19 protein-coding genes and 2 pseudogenes are annotated in these 22,606 nt (G+C 55.5%); 9 read left to right on the plus strand and 12 right to left on the minus strand.

What is annotated here, in order from left to right:
• Positions 1-27: 27 nt before the first annotated feature.
• Positions 28-1,329 carry a two-component system sensor histidine kinase RstB gene (gene rstB / locus JZ655_RS09485; RefSeq protein ID WP_207293652.1) on the minus strand — a complete coding sequence of 434 codons (1,302 nt, stop codon included), beginning with the start codon at positions 1,327-1,329 and terminating at the stop codon, positions 28-30.
• Positions 1,330-1,451: 122 nt separating this feature from the next.
• Positions 1,452-2,333: an oxidoreductase gene (locus tag JZ655_RS09490; RefSeq protein ID WP_281064311.1), complete on the minus strand. Its 882-nt coding sequence runs from the start codon at positions 2,331-2,333 to the stop codon at positions 1,452-1,454.
• 135 nt (positions 2,334-2,468) lie between these two features.
• Here JZ655_RS09490 and JZ655_RS09495 point away from each other — a divergent pair, with 135 nt between their 5' ends.
• Positions 2,469-3,071 (plus strand): TetR/AcrR family transcriptional regulator, encoded by a 603-nt coding sequence (locus JZ655_RS09495; protein WP_207293653.1) that lies wholly within the window; start codon positions 2,469-2,471, stop codon positions 3,069-3,071.
• A gap of 30 nt (positions 3,072-3,101) precedes the next feature.
• Here JZ655_RS09495 and JZ655_RS09500 read toward each other — a convergent pair whose 3' ends face one another.
• Positions 3,102-4,436: an aminotransferase-like domain-containing protein gene (locus JZ655_RS09500; protein WP_207293654.1), complete on the minus strand. Its 1,335-nt coding sequence runs from the start codon at positions 4,434-4,436 to the stop codon at positions 3,102-3,104.
• 169 nt (positions 4,437-4,605) lie between these two features.
• On the opposite strand from JZ655_RS09500, the pseudogene JZ655_RS09505 reads away from it, so the two are divergent.
• Positions 4,606-5,437, plus strand: a pseudogene (locus tag JZ655_RS09505) (DMT family transporter).
• A gap of 84 nt (positions 5,438-5,521) precedes the next feature.
• On the opposite strand, the gene JZ655_RS09510 reads toward JZ655_RS09505, so the two are convergent.
• Positions 5,522-6,127 (minus strand): TetR/AcrR family transcriptional regulator, encoded by a 606-nt coding sequence (locus JZ655_RS09510; protein WP_207293655.1) that lies wholly within the window; start codon positions 6,125-6,127, stop codon positions 5,522-5,524.
• Between the two features lie 145 nt (positions 6,128-6,272).
• Here JZ655_RS09510 and JZ655_RS09515 point away from each other — a divergent pair, with 145 nt between their 5' ends.
• Positions 6,273-6,674 (plus strand): RidA family protein, encoded by a 402-nt coding sequence (locus JZ655_RS09515; protein ID WP_046887229.1) that lies wholly within the window; start codon positions 6,273-6,275, stop codon positions 6,672-6,674.
• 348 nt (positions 6,675-7,022) lie between these two features.
• Positions 7,023-7,567 (plus strand): annotated as a pseudogene (locus JZ655_RS09520) (CatA-like O-acetyltransferase); the annotation flags it as partial.
• Between the two features lie 350 nt (positions 7,568-7,917).
• Here JZ655_RS09520 and JZ655_RS09525 read toward each other — a convergent pair.
• Both JZ655_RS09525 and JZ655_RS09530 read right to left on the minus strand, forming a co-directional pair.
• Positions 7,918-9,021, minus strand: coding sequence for an NADH:flavin oxidoreductase/NADH oxidase (locus tag JZ655_RS09525; RefSeq protein ID WP_046887231.1), 1,104 nt, complete (start codon positions 9,019-9,021; stop codon positions 7,918-7,920).
• Between the two features lie 105 nt (positions 9,022-9,126).
• Entirely contained in the window at positions 9,127-9,675 is a 549-nt protein-coding gene (locus tag JZ655_RS09530) for a hypothetical protein (RefSeq protein WP_207293891.1), read from the minus strand.
• 120 nt (positions 9,676-9,795) lie between these two features.
• On the opposite strand from JZ655_RS09530, the gene JZ655_RS09535 reads away from it, so the two are divergent.
• Positions 9,796-10,710: a LysR substrate-binding domain-containing protein gene (locus JZ655_RS09535; protein ID WP_207293656.1), complete on the plus strand. Its 915-nt coding sequence runs from the start codon at positions 9,796-9,798 to the stop codon at positions 10,708-10,710.
• 52 nt (positions 10,711-10,762) lie between these two features.
• On the opposite strand, the gene JZ655_RS09540 is transcribed toward JZ655_RS09535, so the two are convergent.
• The 3 genes from JZ655_RS09540 to rstA form a co-directional block, all read right to left on the minus strand.
• A complete protein-coding gene (locus JZ655_RS09540; RefSeq protein ID WP_207293657.1) occupies positions 10,763-12,859 on the minus strand; it encodes a pyrroloquinoline quinone-dependent dehydrogenase in 2,097 nt (698 codons plus the stop codon).
• Between the two features lie 10 nt (positions 12,860-12,869).
• Positions 12,870-13,235: a hypothetical protein gene (locus JZ655_RS09545; RefSeq protein WP_207293658.1), complete on the minus strand. Its 366-nt coding sequence runs from the start codon at positions 13,233-13,235 to the stop codon at positions 12,870-12,872.
• 215 nt (positions 13,236-13,450) lie between these two features.
• Entirely contained in the window at positions 13,451-14,161 is a 711-nt protein-coding gene (gene rstA, locus JZ655_RS09550; RefSeq protein ID WP_207293659.1) for a two-component system response regulator RstA, read from the minus strand.
• 129 nt (positions 14,162-14,290) lie between these two features.
• Here rstA and JZ655_RS09555 point away from each other — a divergent pair, with 129 nt between their 5' ends.
• On the plus strand, positions 14,291-14,626 hold the full coding sequence (locus JZ655_RS09555; RefSeq protein WP_040075852.1) for a GlpM family protein: 336 nt from the start codon (positions 14,291-14,293) through the stop codon (positions 14,624-14,626).
• Here the strand turns inward: JZ655_RS09555 and folM are convergent.
• From folM to ydgH, 3 genes are all read right to left on the minus strand, one after another.
• Positions 14,623-15,345 (minus strand): dihydromonapterin reductase, encoded by a 723-nt coding sequence (gene folM / locus JZ655_RS09560; RefSeq protein ID WP_040075851.1) that lies wholly within the window; start codon positions 15,343-15,345, stop codon positions 14,623-14,625. The genes JZ655_RS09555 and folM overlap by 4 nt on opposite strands.
• Positions 15,346-15,384: 39 nt before the next feature.
• Positions 15,385-16,767, minus strand: coding sequence for an amino acid permease (locus JZ655_RS09565; protein WP_207293660.1), 1,383 nt, complete (start codon positions 16,765-16,767; stop codon positions 15,385-15,387).
• A gap of 187 nt (positions 16,768-16,954) precedes the next feature.
• A complete protein-coding gene (gene ydgH / locus JZ655_RS09570; RefSeq protein WP_046887238.1) occupies positions 16,955-17,899 on the minus strand; it encodes a DUF1471 family protein YdgH in 945 nt (314 codons plus the stop codon).
• 532 nt (positions 17,900-18,431) lie between these two features.
• Here ydgH and pntA point away from each other — a divergent pair.
• From pntA to JZ655_RS09585, 3 genes are all read left to right on the plus strand, one after another.
• Positions 18,432-19,961, plus strand: a complete 1,530-nt coding sequence (gene pntA / locus JZ655_RS09575; protein ID WP_040075847.1) for a Re/Si-specific NAD(P)(+) transhydrogenase subunit alpha — start codon at positions 18,432-18,434, stop codon at positions 19,959-19,961.
• Between the two features lie 10 nt (positions 19,962-19,971).
• Positions 19,972-21,360: a Re/Si-specific NAD(P)(+) transhydrogenase subunit beta gene (gene pntB / locus JZ655_RS09580; RefSeq protein ID WP_207293661.1), complete on the plus strand. Its 1,389-nt coding sequence runs from the start codon at positions 19,972-19,974 to the stop codon at positions 21,358-21,360.
• A 112-nt stretch (positions 21,361-21,472) separates the two neighbouring features.
• Entirely contained in the window at positions 21,473-22,594 is a 1,122-nt protein-coding gene (locus JZ655_RS09585; RefSeq protein WP_046887240.1) for a mechanosensitive ion channel family protein, read from the plus strand.
• The last annotated feature ends 12 nt before the right edge of the window (positions 22,595-22,606 follow it).

Raw genomic sequence — 22,606 nt, forward strand, 5'->3', positions numbered from 1 at the left:
CCGGGTCAGGCCAGCGTGCGCGTGGGGTCAGGCAGGGACGGGGAGGGTAATGGCGTGGTAAACCGGCCAGCTAAAGCAAAAACGGGCGCCGCCCAGCGTGCTCTCATCGCACTGTACATCGCCGCCCATGGCCTGCGCGATTGAGTGAACAATCGCCAGCCCCAGGCCACACCCGCCGGTAGCACGGTCGCGGCTTGGGTCAAGACGGACAAAGGGCTCGAAGACCCGCTGGCGTGATTCCGGAGCGATGCCGGGGCCATCGTCTTCCACCGTCAGGCTTGCCCGGCTTCCCGTGAGTTCCAGCGCGATGTGCAACGTCTGGTTGCTGTAACGCAGCGCGTTATTCACCAGATTATCCAGCACGCGCTCCATCAGGCGCATATCCAGCGCGCCGTACTCCCAGGCGGTCACCTGGCTCAGGACCAGCGTGCGCGTGGGGGTGACGCTCTGGACGTCATCCACATAGCTGCGGATCCAGGCAGGGAGGTCAGGGGTGCTGAGCTGCAGCTCATTTTGCGGGCGATCGAGGCGGGCGTAAGTCAGAAGCTCCTCAATCAGTGCCTCAAGCTGTCCGATATCCCGGTTCAGCGCCTGCGACTCCCCGGCGGTGAGGTTTTCGCTCATCTCCAGGCGATAACGCAGGCGTACCAGCGGCGTACGCAGCTCATGGGCAATCCCATCGATAAGCTGTTTTTTGCTGGCAATCAGGGCATTGATATTGTCCGCCATCTGGTTGAAAGCGACGCCGAGCCGTTCGAAGCTGGATGCGCTGTCAAAATGGATGCGCTCGGTCAGGTGCCCCTCTCCAAAGCGCTGGGCGGCGGCCTCCAGCCGCAGCATCTCTTGCCAGTGAGGGCGCATCCAGATAAAGACCGGAAAGGCGAGAGAGATGGCGATAAAAGCCAGCAGGCCAATATCCAGCAGCCGCATCTGATGTAAGAAATAGAGATAGGGCACAGGGCCGACTGCCAGCACGTAATGGCTGCGGGGGATGCGCTGGATGAAGGTGTATTCATCATCCAGCGCCACGATATCACCGTCGCGCAGGCGCTGAGCGGTAGCAGCATCCAGCCGGTAATGGTTCAGCGGCTCGATGCGCAAATCGAAGGAGAGGTTCAGATCCAACTCTTTCAACGTCTGCGCCCAGTCGCGCGGCGGGATCTCGCGCAGCTCGCTGCGCATCAGGTAGAGCGAGCTTTTCATTAAATCATCCAGCGACTGTCGGCCCGCGCGCTCGGCGGTAAATTTATAGACCAGCCCGACCAGGATAGTCATCACCAGAAAGCAGACGAACAGCAGGAGATAAAACTGCACAAACAGTTTTTTCACGGAACACCACCAAAACAACGATTTAACCTTGCCGTGTTACAGCAGAGTCGTATGAAGGTGCTAGTGTATCGCTAATTGCACTGCTTCTGAACCGGGCTGCTTCAGTTACCTTATTCGTCAGGCTAACCGTGGCCGCCACTGGCGCTAAGCGTGTTGAGCCGGTTCATCTGCTCCGGTGAGAGCAGCACCTCCGCTGCCGCCAGATTTTCCCGCAGATGCGTCACCGAAGAGGTACCGGGGATAAGCAGAATATTCGGCGAGCGTTGAAGTAGCCACGCAAGCGCTATCTGCTTCGGCGTGGCGCCCGCCTCCTCGGCAATCTGATTGAGCAGCGACGACTGTAGCGGTGTGAAGCCGCCTAACGGGAAGAAGGGTACGTAAGCAACGCCCAGCCCCGCAAGTGAGTCGATAAATGCGTCATCGTTTCGGCTGACAATATTGTATTGATTCTGTACACAAACAATGTCCGTGATGGCTTTAGCCTCGGCGAACTGGGCAGGCGTGATGTTGCTCAATCCCAGATGGCGGATGAGCCCCTGCTCCTGCAGCCTGACCAGCGCCTCCAGAGGGGCTGCAAGCGATCCCTCTTCGGGCCCGTTTACCCCACCAAGCCTCAGATTCACCACATCCAGCGCCTGCAGGCCCAGCGTCTCCAGGTTTTCATGCACGGCGCGTTCAAGTCCGTCCGGGCTGATCTCAGGCTGCCATGAGGCGTCAGCGCCGCGCACGTAGCCCACCTTGGTGACCAGCGTCAGGTTTTCAGGATAGGGCCAGAGCGCTTCGCGTATCAGCTGGTTGGAAACGTCAGGGCCATAAAATTGCGCCGTATCCAGATGATTTACACCAAGCGCAACAGCCTCGCGCAGTACCGAAAGGGCCGCCTCTTTGTCATGTGGGGGCCCCCATACATGCGGGCCGGGTAACTGCATGGTGCCATAACCCATTCGGCCCAGATTAAGCCGGGTGCCGGCGGGGGGGTACGTTTTAGGCATGCGATTGATCATGAAATTATCCTGGAATGGGAAAAAGAAGGCCAGTTGAGCGCTTGTAGAGGCCGGGTTTGCCGGGCTAATATTGCACCGGGTGCAAATAAATATATTGCACTGAGTGCAATATTTCAATGATGACGGGAAAGTAACGTGTCGGACGGATTAAAAAAAGCAGAAGGTACCCGTGAAAGAAAGCGACGGGAAACGCATCGAAAGCTCACCGAAACGGGGTTAACTCTGTTTGCGCAGAAGGGGTTTGAGGGTACAACGCTGGATGACATTGCCAGTGCGGCGGGTATTGCCCGGCGCACCTTTTTCCACTATTTCAGCTCCAAAGAAGAGATTATCCTCGCATGGCAGAACGGCCTGCCCGAATCTTTGTATGCAGAAATAGTCAGCCGTGGCAACAGCACGACGCCGTTCGGCGTGGTCAGTGAAGCGCTGCTGGCCATGACCATCAGCATGGATCCGGATATTGCCGCACTGATTGCCCGACTGACGCAGTCGAACGAACAACTGCGCATGGGTAATCAGATGAAGTTTCTCAGAATGGAAGAGGCCGCTTATGCCGCACTTTGCGCGCTCTGGCCTGCACCACAAGGCGCGCCGGCTCTAAAAATGGCGGCCATGGCAGCCACAGGCGCGATGCGCCTCGCAGTCGATGACTGGCTGTGCGAAGCGTGCCAAAAGCCTCTTGGCGATTACCTCAGGGCGAATATTCTCTCTTTGCAGTCTGAACTGTTTGGCGATTAAGCCCCGGGCGCCGGTCATTCCAGGGTTCGCTTAACGATCGGTCTCCCAGGCAATGGCCGCGTTCACTGCAGTCAGGGCGTCCTTTAGCTGCGGCATGCTGACTGAACCAAGGGCGAGGCGAATGGCGTGCGGCACATGCGTTGAGGTGCAGAATGGTTCTGCCGTTGAGACCGAAATCTGTTGCTGGGCTAACTGCTGGACCAGCCGGTCGGCCCGAACCTCCTGCGGAAGCGGTAACCAGAGAAAGTAAGCGTTGGGATGGCTTACGCAGGCGTAGCTAGAGAGTATTTTTCGGGCCAGCCCCTGGCGTTGACGTGCATCCCGTCTTTTGAGTGATTCGAAGCGTTTAATCGTGCCATCTTTAATCCAGCCGCAAACGATGGAGACCATCAGGGAAGGGGTATTCCATGTCGTGGCTCTGATAGCCCGTTCCAGCGCACCCCGCATCATCCCAGGGCAAACGACGACGCCGACGCGTAAGCCGGTCGCCACGTTTTTCGCGAATCCGGTTACGTAAACCGTCCGTTCGGGCGCGTAGGCGGCAAGCGGGGGCAGGGGGCGCTGAACAAGAAAAGCATAGGCTGCATCTTCAATGATGAGCAGATTGTAGGTTCTGGCGATCAGCGCGAGTTCGCGTCGTTGGGCGTCGTTCAGGACCCAGCCAAGCGGATTATGTAGCGTGGGCATCGTATATATCGCGCGAATACGTCTGCGCTGGCACAGCCCCCTGAGCGCGTTCAGATCGGGGCCGGTGGCTTCAACAGGGATGGCGACAAGCTCCAGATGATACAGACGGGCCAGCGCGATAAAACCGGGATAGATCAGCGCATCAACAGCCACCACATCCCCCGGATTCAGTAACCCCATCACCGTAACCGCCAGACCGTGCTGCGCACCATTCACGATCAGGATGTCATCTGCAGAACGCTGAATACCGGCCGAACTAAGCCATGAGGCAATGGTTTCCCTGTCGTTTTGTCTTCCGGCGTGCGGCTGATAACGCAGCAGGGAAGCCAGATCGCCTGAGGTGGCCAGTTGCCGCAGGGCTTCGCGTAACCGTTCCGCCTGATCCGGCAGAGAGGGGTAGTTGAAGTTGAGGTCCAGAATATCCGAGGCTACCGCGTACTGATCAATGCCCAACCCCGCGGGCAGGGAAATTTCTCTGACGAACGTTCCTCTGCCGGTTTCTCCACTCACCAGACCCATGGCTTCCAGCTCAGCGTAAACGCGGGTAGCGGTGGCCAGCGAAATATGTTTCTCAGCAGCAAGCGCCCGGTGCGTAGGAAGACGTGTGCCCGGGGCAAGCGTGCCGCTGCGGATGGCGGAGGCAAACGCATCCACGATAGCTTTATACCGCGCTTTCATAGATTGTATCCATGACGATTATTTGATTGTCATAAATGGTGGGCCTTAGCATGGCGGGAGTCAACTTCAGTCGCTGAAGTAGTGTCCTAACTTTGAGAGGTCTAAAGTGGTAACAAACGAAGTCAGTGAAACGCGCCCAGGGGGCAGGTCCGGCTGGTTAAGCGGCCTGATGGGAGTGGTTATTTTCAGTGGTTCGCTCCCCGCAACCCGGATAGCGGTACAGGAAATCGATCCCTTTTTTTCTGACATTTCTGCGCGCCTCCCTTGCCGGTGGGCTGGCATTAGCATTGGTCTTATTTTGTCGACAACAACGCCCCAGGGCTCAACAATGCCTGTCGCTGCTTATTGTCTCCCTGGGCGTGGTGGTGGGTTTTCCTTTGCTGACTGCCATGGCGCTGCAGCATGTGTCCTCCGCTCACTCCATTGTATTTTTGGGGCTGTTGCCCATGGCGACCGCTACGTTTGGCGTTGTCCGAGGGGGGGAGAGGCCCCGGCTGGCTTTCTGGCTATTTTCTGCGATTGGTAGCCTGCTGGTGATGGGTTTCGCGCTGTCGCAGGGATCCACCGTCTCCTTCACGGGCGATCTGCTGATGCTGGCCGCCGTGGTTGTCTGTGGTCTTGGCTATGCTGAAGGCGCAGTGCTCTCACGTGAACTGGGAGGCTTGCAGGTGATCTGCTGGGCGTTGATCCTCTCCCTGCCGCTGATGCTGCTCGCTACTTATGCGACAATGCCAGAAAACATGGCGGTGATAAGCCTGCAAGGGTGGGCCGCGCTGGGGTATGTCTCCCTGTTCAGTATGCTGATCGGTTTTATTTTCTGGTATCGGGGGCTGGCGGCTGGCGGCATTGCCGCGGTAGGGCAGCTCCAGTTGCTGCAGCCCTTCTTCGGCCTGGGCCTCTCGGCAACACTGCTCTCTGAAACAGTCAGCCCACTTATGCTGTTGGTTACGCTGGGGGTGATCCTCTGCGTCATCGGATCCCGCAGGTTTGCTCAGGTATGAGGGCGGGCTTCCGGGTATCGGCTATGGCCGAACACGGGTGGTGCTGTATGCACTCTGCGTCCGCCTTTGAGCCCTGCACAACCGTCAGGCGGTTTCGTTTCCTGTATTACGTAAGCCGCCTGCAAGTAGGGTAAATACCTCAATCACTTTTGGCAGCGTCTGTTGCGGAGCATCGCTGGCGGCGATCAAAAGTGCCGCATTCAGCGCAGCGCTGTTCAACAGGTGAGCCGCGGCTTTCGCGTCTACCTCTTTGAGAATGTTGCGCTCGATTAGCTCAGAAACAGTCTGGCGGGTGGCTTCCAGACAGCTATTCTGGCTTGGCCATTGGGAGGGATCGCCCAAAAAAGCCGGGCCATCAAGCAGCACGATGCGCCTGACTTCAGGATCCAGGGCCATTTTTATGTAGGCAATGCCTTCTGCCAGTATCCTCTCCCAGTCGTCGCGGGCCGTCACGGCGGCCGCTTTAGCACGTTGCGCCATTTCACCATCCACCTGCGCAACAACCGCGGCGAGTAACCCTTTTTTATCGCCAAAGGTGTGGTAGAGCGCCCCGCGGGTGAGACCTACGCTTGCGGTCAACTCATCCATTGAAACCTCGGCAAAGCCTTTTTCAGCAAACGCCTTACGCGCTGCGGCAATCATTTTTGCGCGGTTTTCTTCCATCATCTCGACGCGGCGTTTCGCAGCCATAGCACTCTCCTTTTGACATACGCGATGTATCTCACTTGACATACATCGCGTATGTGATATCTATTTAACATACATAGCGTATGTTAAACCAACTGCAGCTCTCTTGCTTATCGAATTCGACCCTGGAACAAAAAGAGGAATCCCTGTGATCCAACGCGAACCTGTTTTTCCCCCAAACCGCCATGCGCTTTATGATGCGCACGGTTATTCTGCGGCAATTCGTTCAGGCGATTTGCTTTTTGTTTCAGGCCAGGTCGGAAGTCGCGATGATGGCACACCCGAACCGGATTTTGCCGCCCAGGTTCAGTTAGCCTTCGATAACCTGGAAGCGACGCTTTCGGCGGCCGGCTGCACATTTGATGATCTTATTGATGTCACGACCTTTCATACCGATCCAGAAAACCAGTTTCCTGTCATTATGCAGGTTAAAAACGCAATATTTCAGCAGCCCCCTTATCCAAACTGGACCGCAGTTGGCGTAACCTGGCTTGCTGGGTTTGATTTTGAAATTAAGGTTATTGCCCGTATCCCTGGCGCTGCGCAATAACGCTGAATCTTTATCCACGCTGGCGGGTCGGTTGTGAGACTCGCTAGCGAAGCAGGCCAAAACGTTAATTCTCTGAAATCAAGGTTAACGACCCGCCTGGCGCTGCTCTGAAGGCGATTCCCTGGCGATAAACACCCCTCGATAGCACAACCAGGATTAATGTCAGGCTTATCGGCGTAAGCCCCTTCTCTTCCCTGCCGTATAAAGATGCGCTACTCTGATAAATGCGTTTGCACTCAATGCGATATGGAATCTGTGTACTTGCTTAATTCATCAAAGCAGGTGGGCTGACATTTATAGGTTATTGTCATCAAAGGTTAGAGAATGAAAAAAATAACGCCTGGATATATGCCTGTCGATTTATCTCGTTGGCCCAGAAAAGAGCACTTTGAGGTATTTCAGTCCTTTGCGCAAAGTACAATCAACCAGACCGTAGAACTGGATATTACCGCGCTGCACAAACATATCAAAAACGTTGGCTGGAAGTTTTACCCGACGATAATTTTTCTTATTTCGAAAATCGTTAATAGCCATGCGGAGTTCCGTATGGCTATAAAAGATAACGAGCTTGTCATCTGGGATGAAATACATCCGCAATACACTATTTTCCATAATGAAACGGAGACCTTTTCATCATTATGGAGCCATTACGATGGCAATATTCACCATTTTCAGCAGGTCTATTCAGAAGATGTGGCACGCTATGGGGATAATTTAGCCTATTGGCCTAAAGAACAGTCGCTGGAAAATGTCTTTTTCGTCTCGGCTATTCCCTGGGTCACCTTTACCAGTTTCAATGTCAACGTTGCGAACATGCAGAACTTTTTTCTCCGATGTTTACGCTTGGTAAATATTATCAAAAAGAGGAAAAAATGGTCTTGCCGCTCGCCGTTCAGGTGCACCATTCCGTGTGCGACGGCTTCCATCTGGCAAGACTTTATAACGAGTTGCAAGCGCTGTGTAATGACATAGAGAACCTGGCAGATGCCCAGCAAGCGTAGAAGGGCACCTGCATAGATTCAGTCCGCAGGAGATTGTTGCAGTGACTGTAAATGACTCATTGTGTCTCCTGTTTTCTGAATGATTTCGACAACGCTGTGGCACTGTCGCGTTGAATTCAGGAACACGTTAAGACGAAGGCGGCGGAGGAAAAAGAGGGCTTTTCAGGTAGGTGTTTCTCTCTGAAAGAGAAAGTGCCAGCCAAATGAGGGCGCGACCGCGTTGCCGGGATCGCGCCCATTCGTCAGGATTTAAACAGGTTTTTCAGCGTATGGGGCTGGCAACGCAGATACTGATCCGGGGCATGCACCTGGGCTCCCAGCGCAGCGGCGGCGTGCCATGGCCAGCGCGGGTTATACAGCGCGCCACGGGCAATGCCGATGAAATCGGCGTCGCCGCTGGCCACGATCGATTCCGCATGTTCAGGCTCGGTGATGAGTCCGACCGCCACCACCGGAATGTTAACGGCCGCTTTCACCGCTCTGGCCAGTGGAACCTGGTAGCCGGGATAGACCTCAATCTTTTGATCCGGATGCAGGCCGCCGCTGGAGACGTGAATCACATCCACCCCACGCGCTTCCAGCATTTTAGAAAAGGCGACGGCCTCTTCCAGGTCAAAGCCGCCTTCCACCCAGTCCGTTGCCGAAATTCGCACGCTGATCGCTCTCTCTGCCGGGAAGGCTTCGCGTACCACGTCGAAAATTTCCAGCGGGAATCGGGCACGGTTTTCCAGGGAACCGCCGTATTCATCCGTGCGCTGGTTAGAAAGTGGAGAGAGGAACTGATGCAGCAAATAGCCATGTGCGGCATGGATCTGGATCAGGTCAATTCCCAACCGGGCGGCGCGTTTAGCAGCGCTGGCGAACTGCTCGCGGATTTCGGCTAGACCCTCTCGGTCAAGGGCGGTGGGAACGGTATAGCCTTCGCTGTAGGGGAGCGGAGAGGGGGCCAGCGTCTGCCAGCCACCCTGCTGGTCGGGTGCGATTTGTCCCGGCTTCTCCCAGGGTCTGTGGGTGGAGGCTTTACGGCCTGCATGCGCCAGCTGAATGGCAACAGGGATAGGGGACCACTTGCGAATGGTTTCCAGCACCCGGCCCATTGCCGCTTCGGTTTTATCATCATAAAGCCCGACGTCCGCCCAGGTGATCCTCCCTTCCGGGGAGACGGACGCCGCCTCAATCGTCAGCAAGCCAGCACCGGAGAGGGCCAGCTGCCCCAGATGGAGCGTGTGCCAGTCAGTCATGCAGCCCTCTTCGGCGGAATACTGACACATCGGGGCGATGACGATACGGTTTTCAATTTCCAGATTACGAATACGTAACGGTGTAAACAATTTCGGTTTAGACATGCTTATCGCTCCAGCTTTAACGTAAAGATTCTCTACCTTACTGATACTTATTTCTAATCCTGTTACGCATTTGTGCCCTAAAGGCGCGGTGACTGGCAATGCAGGTCAGGGGGCTTGCTGCACGATTTTACAGTAGAGCGCTCCCAGTAGAGCCAGATCGACCAGCAGGGCGACCGCAGGGGTTATGCCCAGCAGCGCAGAGACGTTCAGGATCAGCAGGCTGCTCAGGATGACAAAGAGTACAATGACAAGGCGCAGTAAACGTCCGGGACGTTCGCCCTGCCACTGGCATTGCACTGCTCTGCTCGCTACTCCCTGCCCAGCCCCAACGCAGACCATGCCGACAAGCTGCCCATACTCCTGAAGGTAATGATGCGTAGCAAAGCGTATCAGTATCAGTCCGCCAGCAGTGGCGACAAATCCATAGCATAGACGACGTAACGTCGGCAGGGGGGACATCATGCCTCTCTTTGTCAGCCGGTAGCTGCAAAAGAAGGCCATCAGCCAGACAGCGGCATGTATCAGGCTGAGACTGGTTTCAGCCGTGAAAAACAGCGTCAGCTCAGCGCCCAGCAGACTGAATAGCATACAGGAGGCGATGTTTCGCGCCTCTGCCGGGAGGCGACCTGCGTCGTGTAAAGTGGACAGTGACATAAAAACCTCAGGGTAAGCGAAAATAAAATTCATCCATTAAGGAATGTGTAATAAGCTTATTGCCTGCGTTATCAGTGAATCAAAGTCATTGTTTTCAGCCATAGATGAGATTAATTCATCATGAAGTTATCCCGTTTACCGCCGCTCGGCGCGCTACGCGCTTTCCATGCCGTTGCCACCGCGCTGAGCTTTAAAGAGGCTGCAAAGCAGCTTAACGTGAGTGCGACCGCTGTCAGCCATCAGATCCGGCTCATCGAATCGACGCTGGCGTGCCGGGTATTCGAACGTAATGCCCAGGGGGTAAAGATGACCCAGGCCGGGGAGCTGCTTTATGCGGGAACCTCCAGCGCGTTTACCGCGTTAGCCTCGGCGGTTAAGCAGATAGAGCGGGCCAGACACCCGCCTGCGCTGACGATCACTACCACCTCCAATTTTTTAACGAACTGGCTGGTGCCGCGTCTGGCGGATTTCAAGGCGCAATTTCCGCAGATAGATTTGCACCTGCACACCAGCGTTGAAAAAGTGGATTTAACACAGCGTACCGTTGATGTGGCGATCCGCTATCGCGAAACCCCTGAGGAGGGGCTGCACAACACGCTGCTGTATGAGGACAAGTTTGTCGTGGCGGCCAGCCCGGCACTCAGGTTGCAAAACCCGGAGGATCTGCTTAATGCCACGCTTTTCCATGTGGAGAACCGGCACGTACCGGCTGAATCGCCGGACTGGCAGCACTGGAAAAGGCGTTACGGGCTGGAAACGCTCAACGCCAGTAAGGGGCTCTATTTTAGCGATGAAACTCACGCGCTGCAGGCAACCGTGGCGGGACAGGGGGTCGTCATTGCCAGCAGTCTGTTGGCGGAAGATCTGATTACGCGCAACATGCTGGCGACGCCGTTTAATTGCTCGTTACCGGGTGCCAATTATTATCTGGTGACGATGAACGAGAGTGCCGTGCGGCCGGAGGTGGTGCTGCTTCGGGAGTGGATAATTCAGGAGATGCAGCGATCGACCGCCTCTGTACACGCGAACACGTAAAACGTAGCCATAAAAAAAGGGGCCTTCGGGCCCCTTGCTGTTGACTGGCACTTTAATCAGGCAGCGCGTAAACCACTACCTGGTCGCCCACCTGATCCTTCAGGATAGTGTTCCCCCCGGCAACGAACGCCACGTACTGGCGGCCTTTGTACTCATACACGGAGGGGTTGGCCACCGCAGGCGCTTCAACCTGATCGGACCATAGCTCATCGCCACTCTCCACCGAGTAGGCGCGCACTTTGGCATCCATTGAGGCACCGATGAAGACCACGCCTCCCGCCGTTACAGCCGGCCCGCCAATGGTCGGCGAGCCCCAGCTTTCCGGCATAAAGAAGCCATACTGCTGCGATGCGCCAACCGGACGACGCCATTTGACATCCCCGGTGTGCATATCCAGCGCGACAATCTCGCCGAATGGCGGTTCCCAGCACGGCATGCCCAGCCAGTTATTGGCGACCATCAGACGCAGGCCGTAAGGTGCCCCTTCCTGTGGCGCAAAGCCGCTCTCATTGCCAGCACTTTTGTCCGCCTTATCGTAATCTTCGCGGCTATAAAGCTTCACATACTGCACGATATGCGAGGTGTTAACGATGGCAATCTGCTTATGCGGATCAAAGGCTACGCCGCCCCACTGAACGCCACCGGCGCTGTCCGGATAGGTTAATGCACCTTCACCTTTCGTGGTGGGCGGGGTATACATCCCCTCGTAGGTCAAATTGTCCCACAGGCGGCTACACTGCCCGGCGCCGACAATATCCGCCAGTTTCCAGATAGCGGGCTTTTTCGACTGGTCGAGCAGCGGCGCGGGTTTGGTCGGGAAGGGCTGCGTAGGCGAGAGGACTTCCCCCTGCACCGAGCCATCACCCTGTGGTACCGGACGCTCTTCGATAGGCCAGACATCTTCCCCGGTCAGGCGGTTAACCACAAACAGGAAGCCCTGTTTAGTGGCCTGAATCAGCGCCGGGATCTGCTTGCCGTCGACGGTGATATCCATCAGGGTTGGCGCAGAGTTGATATCGTAATCCCACACGTCATGGTGCACCCACTGACGGGACCAGACCACTTTACCGGTGTTGATATCCAGCGCGGTGGTGGAGGTGCCAAGAGGGATAGGCTTGGTGCGGTTACCACCCCAGTAGTTAGGTGACGGGGAGGAGACCGGCAGATAGACCAGGCCATTAGCCTCGTCGGCAGACATATGCGTCCAGACGTTAGCCGTACCGGTGCGTTTGCGGATGTCGGCCGGTATTGCATCAAAGGTCCACTCGCGCTCGCCAGTACGTGCATTAATTGAGAACACGCTGCCCGGAGGCGCTTCCGCATAGGCCCAGTCTTTACCGGCCCAGCCCACGATCAGGTGATCACCCACCACGGTTGGCGGCTGCAGGATAGAGAGCGGGAATTTGGCATTCACCGTATTCCACTGGTTAACGTCCAGCATGCCGTTATCTGCAAAGTCGCTGCATGGCTTGCCGGAGTCAGCGTCTATCGCGTAGAGCTTGCCATCCACCGTGCCCATATAGACGATCTTCTGGCAGGCTTCGCCGGCAACCGGATTTTTGGCCTGCCAGTAAGAGACGCCGCGGTTCTTCAGCACCGGCTGGGTCAACGCCTTGCGCGGTGATTTGGTGTCATAGTGCCACTTCTCTTTACCGGTACCCGGATCCAGCGCAATCAGGCGATCGAAGGGGGTACCAATATAAAGGGTGTCATTGGCAAAAATAGGCGTCGCTGACCAGACGGTAGCGGGCGTGTCGCCTTTACCATCCGACACGTCGCCCGTATGAAACTCCCACACCTTGGTTAACTTGCCCACGTTCTCTGCCGTGATCTGCTTCAGCGGGCTGTATTTCTGCGCGTTTAGCTGCCCGTGGAAGCTGTCCCAGGTGGCCGTAGAGGGCACCAGCGGCGTGGCCGGCTGGTTGGCCGAGGCAACTTTTTGCCCCTTACTTTTGCCGGTAGAGGCTTCATCGGTAGTTTTAGTGGTGCCCGGCTGTTGTTGATCGGCCGCGTCCACGTTGAGCTCTTCCTGGGTCCCCTGGGAGGCCTCAGCGGCTTTATCCTGCGCCTGCAGCGAGAGCGGAGCAACCAGCAGCGCTATCGCCGTCAGGCTGACCTTCATGAAGGGATAGTGTTTATCGTTATGCACGGGTGGCTCCTCAGACGTTGACGTGGTGATTGTGACGAACGGAATTGCTGCTCAACGCAATCAGACCAATCAGGCCGACCACCATCGCTGCCGTGATGATGTACTGGTGCAGCAGCGCGGCCGCAAAGCCAATACCCACCAGTACCACAAGGGTGATAATAATCAGGAAAATGCGGGAACCGCGACGGGAGGCGGCCCGTAACATCGGGGTAAGTACCGCCAGCACCACGCAGGCGATAGCCACACCCAGCGCGCCGATAGTACCGGTGACGCCGGTTAGCGGCGTCAGCCAGGCGTATAACGCCACGGCGAAGCCGATGACCGCGGCCAGCAGCAGCAACAGGCTGCCGACGCGCGAAGGTTGAGATTGCAACATACCAGGAACTCCCCCTATCAAAAAAAAGAACAAATCATCACTATGTTGTTATCGGAAACACTGCGGCCGGGCCCCTGAAAGCAACCATAATTAAATCAAGGTGCTGGGAATAACGACCACAGAATTCTCTGAACGTAAATGAGTATAGAAGAGGATTTTTTTAAGGGGAGAGGAAACCTGGCGCAAAATGATGCTTTGCGTCCAGGTGATGGGTTTTACATCTCCCAGGCATGGGGTGCAAAGAGATAGCCTTTGTTACGCACGGTTTTAATACGGAACGGCTCGGTGGCATTATCGAGCAGCTTCTTACGCAGGCGCGAAATAGCCACGTCAACGCTGCGATCCAGACCGTCATAACTGACGCCGCGCAGGTTTTTCAGTAACGCATCCCGATCCATTATCTGCCCCGCGTGGGTGGCCAGCTCCCATAACAGATCAAAATCGGCAGTTGAGAGCGCAACCTCGTCGCCCGAGAGCATCACCTGGCGATTAATGGGGTCGATGGAAAGCGTACCGAAGCGCAGCATTTTATGGGGCGTTAAAGCCGGGGCATCCGCCGGGGCACCCACGCGCTGGCGTAAATGCAGACGCAACCGCGCTAACAAGACGGCGGGCGGTGTCGTTTTCAGAATATAGTCATTTGCCCCCATCTCCAGCGACAAAATGTGGTTCATGTCGCTATCAAGTGATGTGAGTAAAACGATGGGGCCGCTATATTGTGAACGCAGATCCCGGCACAGGGTCATGCCGTCTTTGCCGGGCAACATGATGTCCAGCAGCACCAGATCCGGTTTTTGCTGGGCCACCACCTCCTCGGCGCGATCGCCGCGAGGTTCAACGATGACCTCGATATCATGTTTTCCCAGGTAGGCTGCAATCAGCTGGCCCACTTCCGGTTCATCTTCTACATATACAATCTTATTCATACAACGTCTGAGATGGCGAAAAAAGCCAACATACACCGCACTCCCTTAACCTTCCATTAATCTTTCGCAAATTGCAGCCGTTCCGTTATGCTGCTCATTATTGTGAATAAATTGTTGCAGGGAAGAGGGATGGGATTGCTCATTAAAGCCGCGCTGGGTGCGCTGGTGGTGGTACTGATAGGGGTATTGGCCAAAACCAAAAATTACTATATCGCGGGGCTCATTCCGCTCTTTCCGACCTTCGCCCTGATTGCCCACTATATCGTTGCGTCAGAACGGGGAATCGAAGCCTTACGGGCAACGATTGTCTTTGGCATGTGGTCGATCATTCCCTATTTTCTTTATCTACTGTCATTGTGGTACTTCACCGGTTTTCTGCGTTTGCCCCTGGCGCTGGGCGGGGCCGTGGTCTGCTGGAGCCTCAGCGCCTGGGTACTCATCTTCTTCTGGAGCCGTTTCCACTAACGCAGCGGGCGTCCGCCGTCGACGCCAAACGTGCGACCCGTTACGTAGCAGCTGGTAAAGATATAATCGATAAGATCGATCACCTCTTTCTCGCCCGGCGCGATCTTCATCAGCGATTTATTCAGCGCCTCACGACGGTAATCCGCGTCGTCGTGGTCGTTAAACAGAATGAGAGAGGGGGCGATGGCGTTCACTTTCACTTCCGGTGCCAGCTTGCGCGCAAATGAACGCGTCATATTATCCAGCGCCGCTTTACTGGCAGCATAAGCGATGTGCTTATCGCTGCCGCGCTCCACGACATAATCGGTGAAATGAATAATATCGCTCGCTGCATGCCCGTGCCCGCGCAGCAGATCCTGCAAAGCATGGTTAAGAAGATAGGGGGCGTGAACGTGGATCTGCAGCATGCAGGAGAGCGTCTCGCTCAGCGAGGTGCCCGGCTTTTCAGCGCGCCAGTCGCTGGCATTATGAATAATTCCGCGCAGGCCGCGATTATCGGCTTTCACTTTATCGGCAAAGGCCAGAATACCCTCGTCGGTGGAGAAGTCGGCCTGAACGCAGACCGCGCCAGCCTTGCGCAGGGTATCAATGGTGGGATATTCCGTACGATAACTGACGATTACGGGCTGGCGTAGATTTAAAAAATGGTGAGCCAGAGCGAGGCCGATACGACGGCCTCCACCGGTGATCAGAATCGGGAGCGGTTGCGCGTTTCCCATCGTTTTCTCCTTAACCGTAAGACGATGGGTAACGGCAAGTTAGCCCATCAGCATCCACGTTGCCGGCACAGCGGCAACCAGTAACAAACCTATTAACCATAGTTCTCTGCGCTGCAGCGAACTTTCAATCTCATGTGTTCTGCGGGCGTAGATAAACACCAGCAGGCCAGGTGCATAGAGCACTACAGACAGCAGCAGGTGCATCGGACCGGAGGCATACAGCAGCCATAGTCCGTAAAGGCAGGCGCCGATCCCCACCGCCTGATGCAGGGGTCTGGTGGCTATTTTTAACAGATATGCGCCTACCAGGAAATACGGTACCAGAATCATCTCTGAGGCGATGGTTAACAAGGTGTTATAGTCAGAACCTGTGAGCCAGATCAGTACCAGACACGCTTGTACGCTGATATTGGTCAACCACAGCGAGGCCGCCGGGGCATTATTTTTATTCTGGCGGGCAAACAGGCGGGGGAACGCTTTATGCGTTGCGGCCAGGAAGGGCACTTCCGCCGCCATAATTGTCCAGCTCAGGTAGGCTCCGCATACCGAGATAATCAGTCCTGCGGCAATCACCACTTCGCCCCAGCTGCCCATCATTTTGACCATCAGACCGGCCATCGACGGGTTACGCATACCAGCCAGCTCAGGACGGGCTACCACCCCCAGCGACAGCAGAGTGACCAGCAGGTAGACCCCCAGCGCCGCCAGCACGGCGAGCAACGTGGCGCGGCCGACGTCACGCTTGTTACGGGCACGGGCAGAAACCACCACTGCCCCCTCTACGCCAATAAACACCCACAGGGTTATAAGCATGGTGTTTTTGACCTGCTCCCAGACGGGCACGCCCAGCGCCAGGCCGGAAAAATCCATACTAAAGACATCGAGGCGAAAGCCAATAAAGGCCAGCACAACAAACAGGCCCAGCGGCACCAGCTTCGCCAGCGTAGCGACCAGGTTGATGCTGGCCGCCGTCTGCACGCCACGCAGCACTAACCAGTGGACAAACCACAGCAGGACCGAGGATCCCACAATAGACTGCCAGGTGTTGCCGTCGCCAAAGAGTTTCAGTTCCGGCGTATCGGTGAAGAAACTGAGGGCAGAGAAGACGATGACCAGATAGGAGACATTGGCGATCACCGCACAGAGCCAGTACCCCCACGCCGAGCAGAAGCCAATGAGCTCGCCAAAGCCTTCACGGGCGTAGGTGAAAATGCCGCCGTCAAGATCCGGGCGAAGCCGCGTGAGCAACAACATGGCGAAGGCCAGCAGCAGAATACCCGCACCGGTTATGCCCCAACCAATCAGCAGGGCTGCAGGGCTGGCGACGGCGGCCATGTTTTGCGGCAGGCTGAATACGCCTGCCCCGAGCATGGAGCTTAATACGAGCGCAGTTAATGCACTCAGGCCAAGTTTCTTTTCCATTGGCTTCCTGTTAAAAAACGGACCGAATCCAGAATAATTATTTCGCTATGGCGCATAAAAATGGTGGATCACACTAAGGCGCGGGATTTTACGGAGTGTCAGGAAGTCATGCAATGCGCAACGCTCTAAAAGTGCATAAAAAGCATAAAAAAAGGCGGCTACGCGCCGCCTTAATCAACCTGGATAATTACTTATACAGGTCAGCACTGATGGTCATGTTATTACCACGCTCCTGCCACTGGCGGGTGATGTGGTAATACTTAGCCCCTTTTTTGGCTGCACGCTTCGCGACCTGGTAGGAGATCTCAGTCATGTTCGGGTAGTTACCCGTGAACTTAATGCTGTCGAACGGAACCATCTGCGCTGCGGTGGCGTTGTTCAGCTCTTCTACTTTCGTCCCATCCGGCAGCGTGACGCTGTAACGGCCACCTTTGGTGGTCTGGGTTTCGAAGAAACGGCCAACGTCAGAACTTGGGGTCGCAGTCGTCGCGACGCCCGGAATTTCAACGTTTTTCGCCGCTGCGCCGCCTGCAGCGATCGCCGCACGGCCTGCGTCAGAATCTGCCGGAATCACGTCAGGACTCTGCAGTACGCGTTTCTTCGCATCTTTTTTATAGATGAAGGCGGTAATACGCTGGTTACCACCCGAGTTGGCATCGATCTGACGCACAATGTAGAAAGAGTCCGCGCCTTTGTTTTTGGCCGCTTTGGTAATGGCGTCGTTCACGTCAGGCTGGCTACGGTAGAAGCCCTGAACGGTCACGGTGTCGTACGGCTCCAGTAAGATGGCCTGATCTTTTGGCAATTCCATTACGCCATTAATGACGCGATTGCCTTTGGTTTCAGCTTTTGGCGCATCTTCTTTATAGAGATCGGCAATAACGCGCTGGTTGCCGCTGTTGCCATAATCTGCGGAGTCCACTACATAAAATGATGCGGCACCTTCTTTATCCGCGCGGCGGGAAGCGGCGTCTACCCCATCGCCGATGGAATTAAAACGTCCTACGATAGTAATACGATCAAAGGGTTTTAACGCTGCCGCTTGCTCCGGCGTTAACTCTGTCGCGGCGTTCGCAGACAGGGCAGTCGCAGAAAGGAGTGCGGACGCCAGGAGAGTGTTCTTAAGCTTCATAAAAATAATCCTTCGCCTTACGCAAACCAGGTACTGGTGTTGTTGTTAATTTGAAAACGTTGATGATTATTGCATTTAATCCCAGTCGCTGTCTGCGCCATTTTTCACACCGGGTGCTACCCTGCAATCCAGTTTCTATAACATTTAGTGATATGTTGAAAAAACAGACGTTAGACCAGCAAAACTGATGAAGCCTATAACTTTCACAAGTAAAATTAATGTTAATAAGTTGATCTACGCTGGGGCTATATCGTGTTTTTCCCGCTTCGCCTGAGTATTTATCGGCTCTCGAGAAGAATTTAAGGCAAATATCTCTGTCAGCGACCCGGATCACCTATTTTTGACCGTTATAAAAAGAAATACTCTTTTCTGACGGTGGATCACAGGCGATATTTTCAGTAGGTTATAGAAAGTTTGTTACTGTTTAATTTTCTGCGGGTAATTTGTGGTTACCGCTGAGCGCTCTCAGTGGCGATGGCGCCCGTAGAAGCGACCAACAAACCATCATCACAAACCGATGGAAGGGAAAACTATGCGTATTGGGGTACCAAAAGAACGGTCGGCCAATGAAACCCGCGTTGCAGCAACACCGAAAACGGTGGAGCAACTGCTTAAACTGGGTTTTACCGTCGCGATTGAAAGCGGCGCCGGCAAGCTGGCTAGCTTCGACGATGAAGCGTTTATTCAGGCTGGTGCAGAAATTGTAGACGGCGCGGAAGTGTGGCAGTCACCCGTCATTCTGAAGGTTAACGCACCGGAAGAGAGTGAAATTGGCCTGCTTAACGCGGGTACGACGCTGGTGAGCTTTGTCTGGCCAGCGCAAAACCCGGAGCTGATGGAAAAACTCGCTGCGCGCGGCGTCACCGTGATGGCGATGGACTCCGTGCCGCGCATCTCGCGCGCCCAGTCTCTGGATGCGCTGAGCTCAATGGCGAACATCGCCGGTTACCGCGCCATTGTCGAAGCGGCCCACGAGTTCGGCCGTTTCTTCACCGGACAGATCACCGCAGCCGGTAAAGTGCCACCTGCCAAGGTGATGGTCATTGGTGCGGGTGTCGCCGGTCTCGCTGCGATTGGTGCGGCTAACAGTCTGGGCGCTATTGTCCGGGCTTTTGATACCCGTCCGGAAGTGAAAGAGCAGGTGCAGAGTATGGGCGCCGAGTTCCTGGAGCTGGACTTCAAAGAAGAAGCGGGCAGCGGCGATGGCTATGCGAAGGTGATGTCAGAGGCCTTTATTAAAGCCGAGATGGCGCTGTTCGCGGCGCAGGCGAAAGAGGTGGACATTATCGTCACCACCGCGCTGATCCCAGGCAAACCTGCACCGAAGCTGATCACCCGCGAAATGGTCGACGCCATGAAACCCGGAAGCGTCATCGTTGACCTGGCGTCGCAAAACGGCGGCAACTGTGAATACACCGTGCCTGGCGTGGTGACCACCACCGATAACGGCGTTAAGGTCATCGGCTATACCGATCTGCCGGGTCGTCTGCCAACGCAGTCTTCTCAGTTGTATGGCACCAACCTCGTTAACCTGCTGAAACTGCTCTGCAAAGAGAAAGATGGCAACATCACCGTCGATTTTGAAGATGTTGTGGTGCGTGGCGTGACCGTCGTACGCGAGGGTGAAATCACCTGGCCGGCCCCGCCAATTCAGGTGTCTGCTCAGCCTCAGGCGGCGGCGAAAGCTGCACCGGAGCCGAAAGAGCCTGAAAAACCGGCATCGCCATGGCGCAAATACGCCTTTATGGCGCTGGGTATCATTCTGTTTGGCTGGCTGGCCGACGTGGCGCCAAAAGAGTTCCTCGGACATTTCACCGTCTTCGCGCTCTCCTGCGTGGTGGGCTACTACGTCGTCTGGAACGTTTCTCACGCGTTGCACACGCCGCTGATGTCGGTAACCAACGCCATCTCCGGGATCATCGTCGTCGGTGCACTGCTGCAGATTGGCCACGGTGGCTGGGTCAGCTTCCTGAGCTTTATCGCGGTGCTGATCGCCAGTATCAATATCTTCGGTGGTTTCACCGTGACTCAGCGCATGCTGAAAATGTTTCGTAAAGGCTAAGGGGTAGCATATGTCTGGAGGATTAGTGACAGCCGCATACATTGTTGCTGCGATCCTGTTTATTTTCAGCCTGGCGGGGCTCTCAAAGCACGAGACCTCCCAGCAGGGTAACAATTTTGGTATCGCCGGGATGGCGATTGCGCTGATTGCCACCATTTTTGGACCGGATACCGGCAACGTGGCGTGGATTCTGGTGGCAATGATCATCGGTGGCGCAATCGGGATTCGTCTGGCGAAGCGCGTTGAGATGACCGAGATGCCGGAGCTGGTGGCGATTTTGCACAGCTTTGTCGGACTGGCTGCGGTGCTGGTAGGCTTCAACAGCTACCTGTATCACGAACCTGGCATGGAGCCGATTCTGGTGAATATTCACCTGACGGAAGTGTTCCTGGGCATCTTTATCGGTGCGGTGACCTTCACCGGTTCAATCGTGGCCTTCGGCAAACTGCGCGGCAAAATTTCCTCAAAACCGCTGATGCTGCCTAATCGCCACAAGCTGAACCTGGCGGCGCTGGTGGTATCCTTTGTACTGCTGTTGATCTTCGTGCGTACCGAAAGCGTAGGGATGCAGGTACTGGCGCTGCTGGTGATGACCATGATCGCGCTGGCGTTTGGCTGGCATCTGGTGGCTTCCATCGGCGGGGCAGATATGCCAGTCGTGGTATCAATGCTGAACTCCTACTCGGGCTGGGCAGCGGCAGCAGCGGGCTTTATGCTGAGCAACGACCTGCTGATCGTCACCGGTGCGCTGGTGGGCTCTTCCGGTGCGATCCTCTCCTACATCATGTGTAAAGCGATGAACCGCTCGTTTATCAGCGTCATCGCCGGCGGCTTCGGTACCGACGGTTCTTCTACGGGGTCTGAAGACGAAGTGGGCGAGCATCGTGAGATTTCCGCCGAGGAGACCGCAGAAATGCTTAAAAATGCCCATTCGGTGATCATCACTCCGGGCTACGGCATGGCGGTTGCGCAAGCGCAGTATCCGGTGGCGGAAATTACCGAGAAGCTGCGGGCGCGTGGCATCAAGGTGCGCTTCGGTATTCACCCGGTTGCCGGGCGTCTTCCTGGGCACATGAACGTGCTGCTGGCAGAGGCGAAAGTCCCTTACGATATCGTGCTGGAGATGGATGAGATCAACGATGATTTCGCCGATACCGACACCGTGCTGGTTATCGGCGCGAACGATACCGTCAACCCGGCGGCGCAGGACGATCCAAACAGTCCCATCGCCGGCATGCCGGTGCTGGAAGTATGGAAAGCGCAGAATGTTATCGTCTTCAAACGCTCTATGAATACAGGCTATGCTGGCGTTCAGAATCCATTGTTCTTCAAAGAGAACACTCATATGCTGTTTGGCGACGCCAAAGCCAGCGTGGACGCGATTCTGAAAGCGTTGTAACGCAACCATTGGCCGTAATGACAAACCGCTCTTCGGGGCGGTTTTCTTATTTCTGCGGTCAGCCTTTCTCGTCTGTCTATACTTTTAGCTTTGCGCAAGACGAGGAGGTGTAATGCAATTTCTGTCCCGCTTCGACATCATTGACCTGATGATGAGACCCACTTTCTGGATTGGCGTCGCCACCGTTATCATCGTGACGCTGTTGGTCTACTGGCTGCTCACGCGCCTGATAGGGTTTATCAAAAAAGGGATCACCACCTGGGGCGACAAGCATCCCACCACAAACCGGATGCGCTTTGTACTGATGGAGATGCTGAACAGAACCAGCCGTTTCCTGCTGTTTGTGGTGGCGCTGCTGGTCAGCCTACGATTTGTTGATTTGCCGTCCCATCTCTCCGGGACGCTTAGCCATGCCTGGTTCCTGGTCTTTGCCATTCAGGTGGCCTTGTGGCTGGATCAGGGAGTGGTCTCCTGGCTGCGTCACATCATGCTGGCGCCGGGAAGCCACAAGAACCCTGTTACCCTGGTGATCACCGGGTTGATTCTGCGGGCGGTGGTCTGGTCGGTCATGCTGCTCTCTATTCTTGCCAATGCGGGCGTCAATATCACTGCGCTGGTGGCCAGCCTGGGGGTAGGGGGTATCGCCATTGCGCTGGCGGTGCAAACGATTCTTAGCGATGTCTTTGCGTCGCTCTCCATTGGTTTTGATAAACCCTTTGAGATCGGCGATTTCGTGGTGTTTAACGATGTTGCCGGAACGGTGGAACATATTGGCCTGAAAACGACCCGTATTCGTAGCCTGAGCGGCGAACAGATCGTTTGCGGGAACGCGATTCTGCTCCAGCAAACGCTGCATAACTATAAGCGCATGCAGACGCGCCGTATCGTCTTTACGTTTGGGGTGGCCAGCGACACGCCGCCGGAAAAACTACGCGTGATTGGCGATAACGTGAAAAACATCATCACCGATGTCGGTGAAACCCGGTTTGACCGTGCCCATCTGCTGGGGTTTGATACTGACAGGCTCACCTTTGAGGTGGTGCATATCGTGAACACGGCGGATTATAACAAGTACATGGATATTCAGCAGGAGATCAATATCCGGATTCTTGAAAGCCTGAATGAAGCCGGCGTTAAGCTTGCTCTGCCCAGTATGGTGCTGCACGCCCCCTGGATGCAGAAAGGCGAGAACAGACAACAAACTGCGCCTCAGCAGAGGGCAGCAGAAAGCTAAAAAAAAGCCCGC

It is taken from the genome of Leclercia pneumoniae, from assembly GCF_017348915.1.
Classification (GTDB): Bacteria; Pseudomonadota; Gammaproteobacteria; order Enterobacterales; family Enterobacteriaceae; genus Enterobacter; species Enterobacter pneumoniae.

Coding starts and splice junctions, on each gene's coding strand:
- JZ655_RS09555 (WP_040075852.1), top strand. CDS start 14,291: ATGGGATTGCTCATTAAAGCCGCGCTGGGTGCGCTGGTGGTGGTACTG.
- rstA (WP_207293659.1), bottom strand. CDS start 14,161: ATGAATAAGATTGTATATGTAGAAGATGAACCGGAAGTGGGCCAGCTG.
- JZ655_RS09545 (WP_207293658.1), bottom strand. CDS start 13,235: ATGTTGCAATCTCAACCTTCGCGCGTCGGCAGCCTGTTGCTGCTGCTG.
- JZ655_RS09510 (WP_207293655.1), bottom strand. CDS start 6,127: ATGGCTGCGAAACGCCGCGTCGAGATGATGGAAGAAAACCGCGCAAAA.
- ydgH (WP_046887238.1), bottom strand. CDS start 17,899: ATGAAGCTTAAGAACACTCTCCTGGCGTCCGCACTCCTTTCTGCGACT.
- JZ655_RS09535 (WP_207293656.1), top strand. CDS start 9,796: ATGAAGTTATCCCGTTTACCGCCGCTCGGCGCGCTACGCGCTTTCCAT.
- JZ655_RS09585 (WP_046887240.1), top strand. CDS start 21,473: ATGCAATTTCTGTCCCGCTTCGACATCATTGACCTGATGATGAGACCC.
- JZ655_RS09490 (WP_281064311.1), bottom strand. CDS start 2,333: ATGATCAATCGCATGCCTAAAACGTACCCCCCCGCCGGCACCCGGCTT.
- JZ655_RS09525 (WP_046887231.1), bottom strand. CDS start 9,021: ATGTCTAAACCGAAATTGTTTACACCGTTACGTATTCGTAATCTGGAA.
- folM (WP_040075851.1), bottom strand. CDS start 15,345: ATGGGAAACGCGCAACCGCTCCCGATTCTGATCACCGGTGGAGGCCGT.
- JZ655_RS09500 (WP_207293654.1), bottom strand. CDS start 4,436: ATGAAAGCGCGGTATAAAGCTATCGTGGATGCGTTTGCCTCCGCCATC.
- pntA (WP_040075847.1), top strand. CDS start 18,432: ATGCGTATTGGGGTACCAAAAGAACGGTCGGCCAATGAAACCCGCGTT.
- JZ655_RS09565 (WP_207293660.1), bottom strand. CDS start 16,767: ATGGAAAAGAAACTTGGCCTGAGTGCATTAACTGCGCTCGTATTAAGC.
- pntB (WP_207293661.1), top strand. CDS start 19,972: ATGTCTGGAGGATTAGTGACAGCCGCATACATTGTTGCTGCGATCCTG.
- JZ655_RS09530 (WP_207293891.1), bottom strand. CDS start 9,675: ATGTCACTGTCCACTTTACACGACGCAGGTCGCCTCCCGGCAGAGGCG.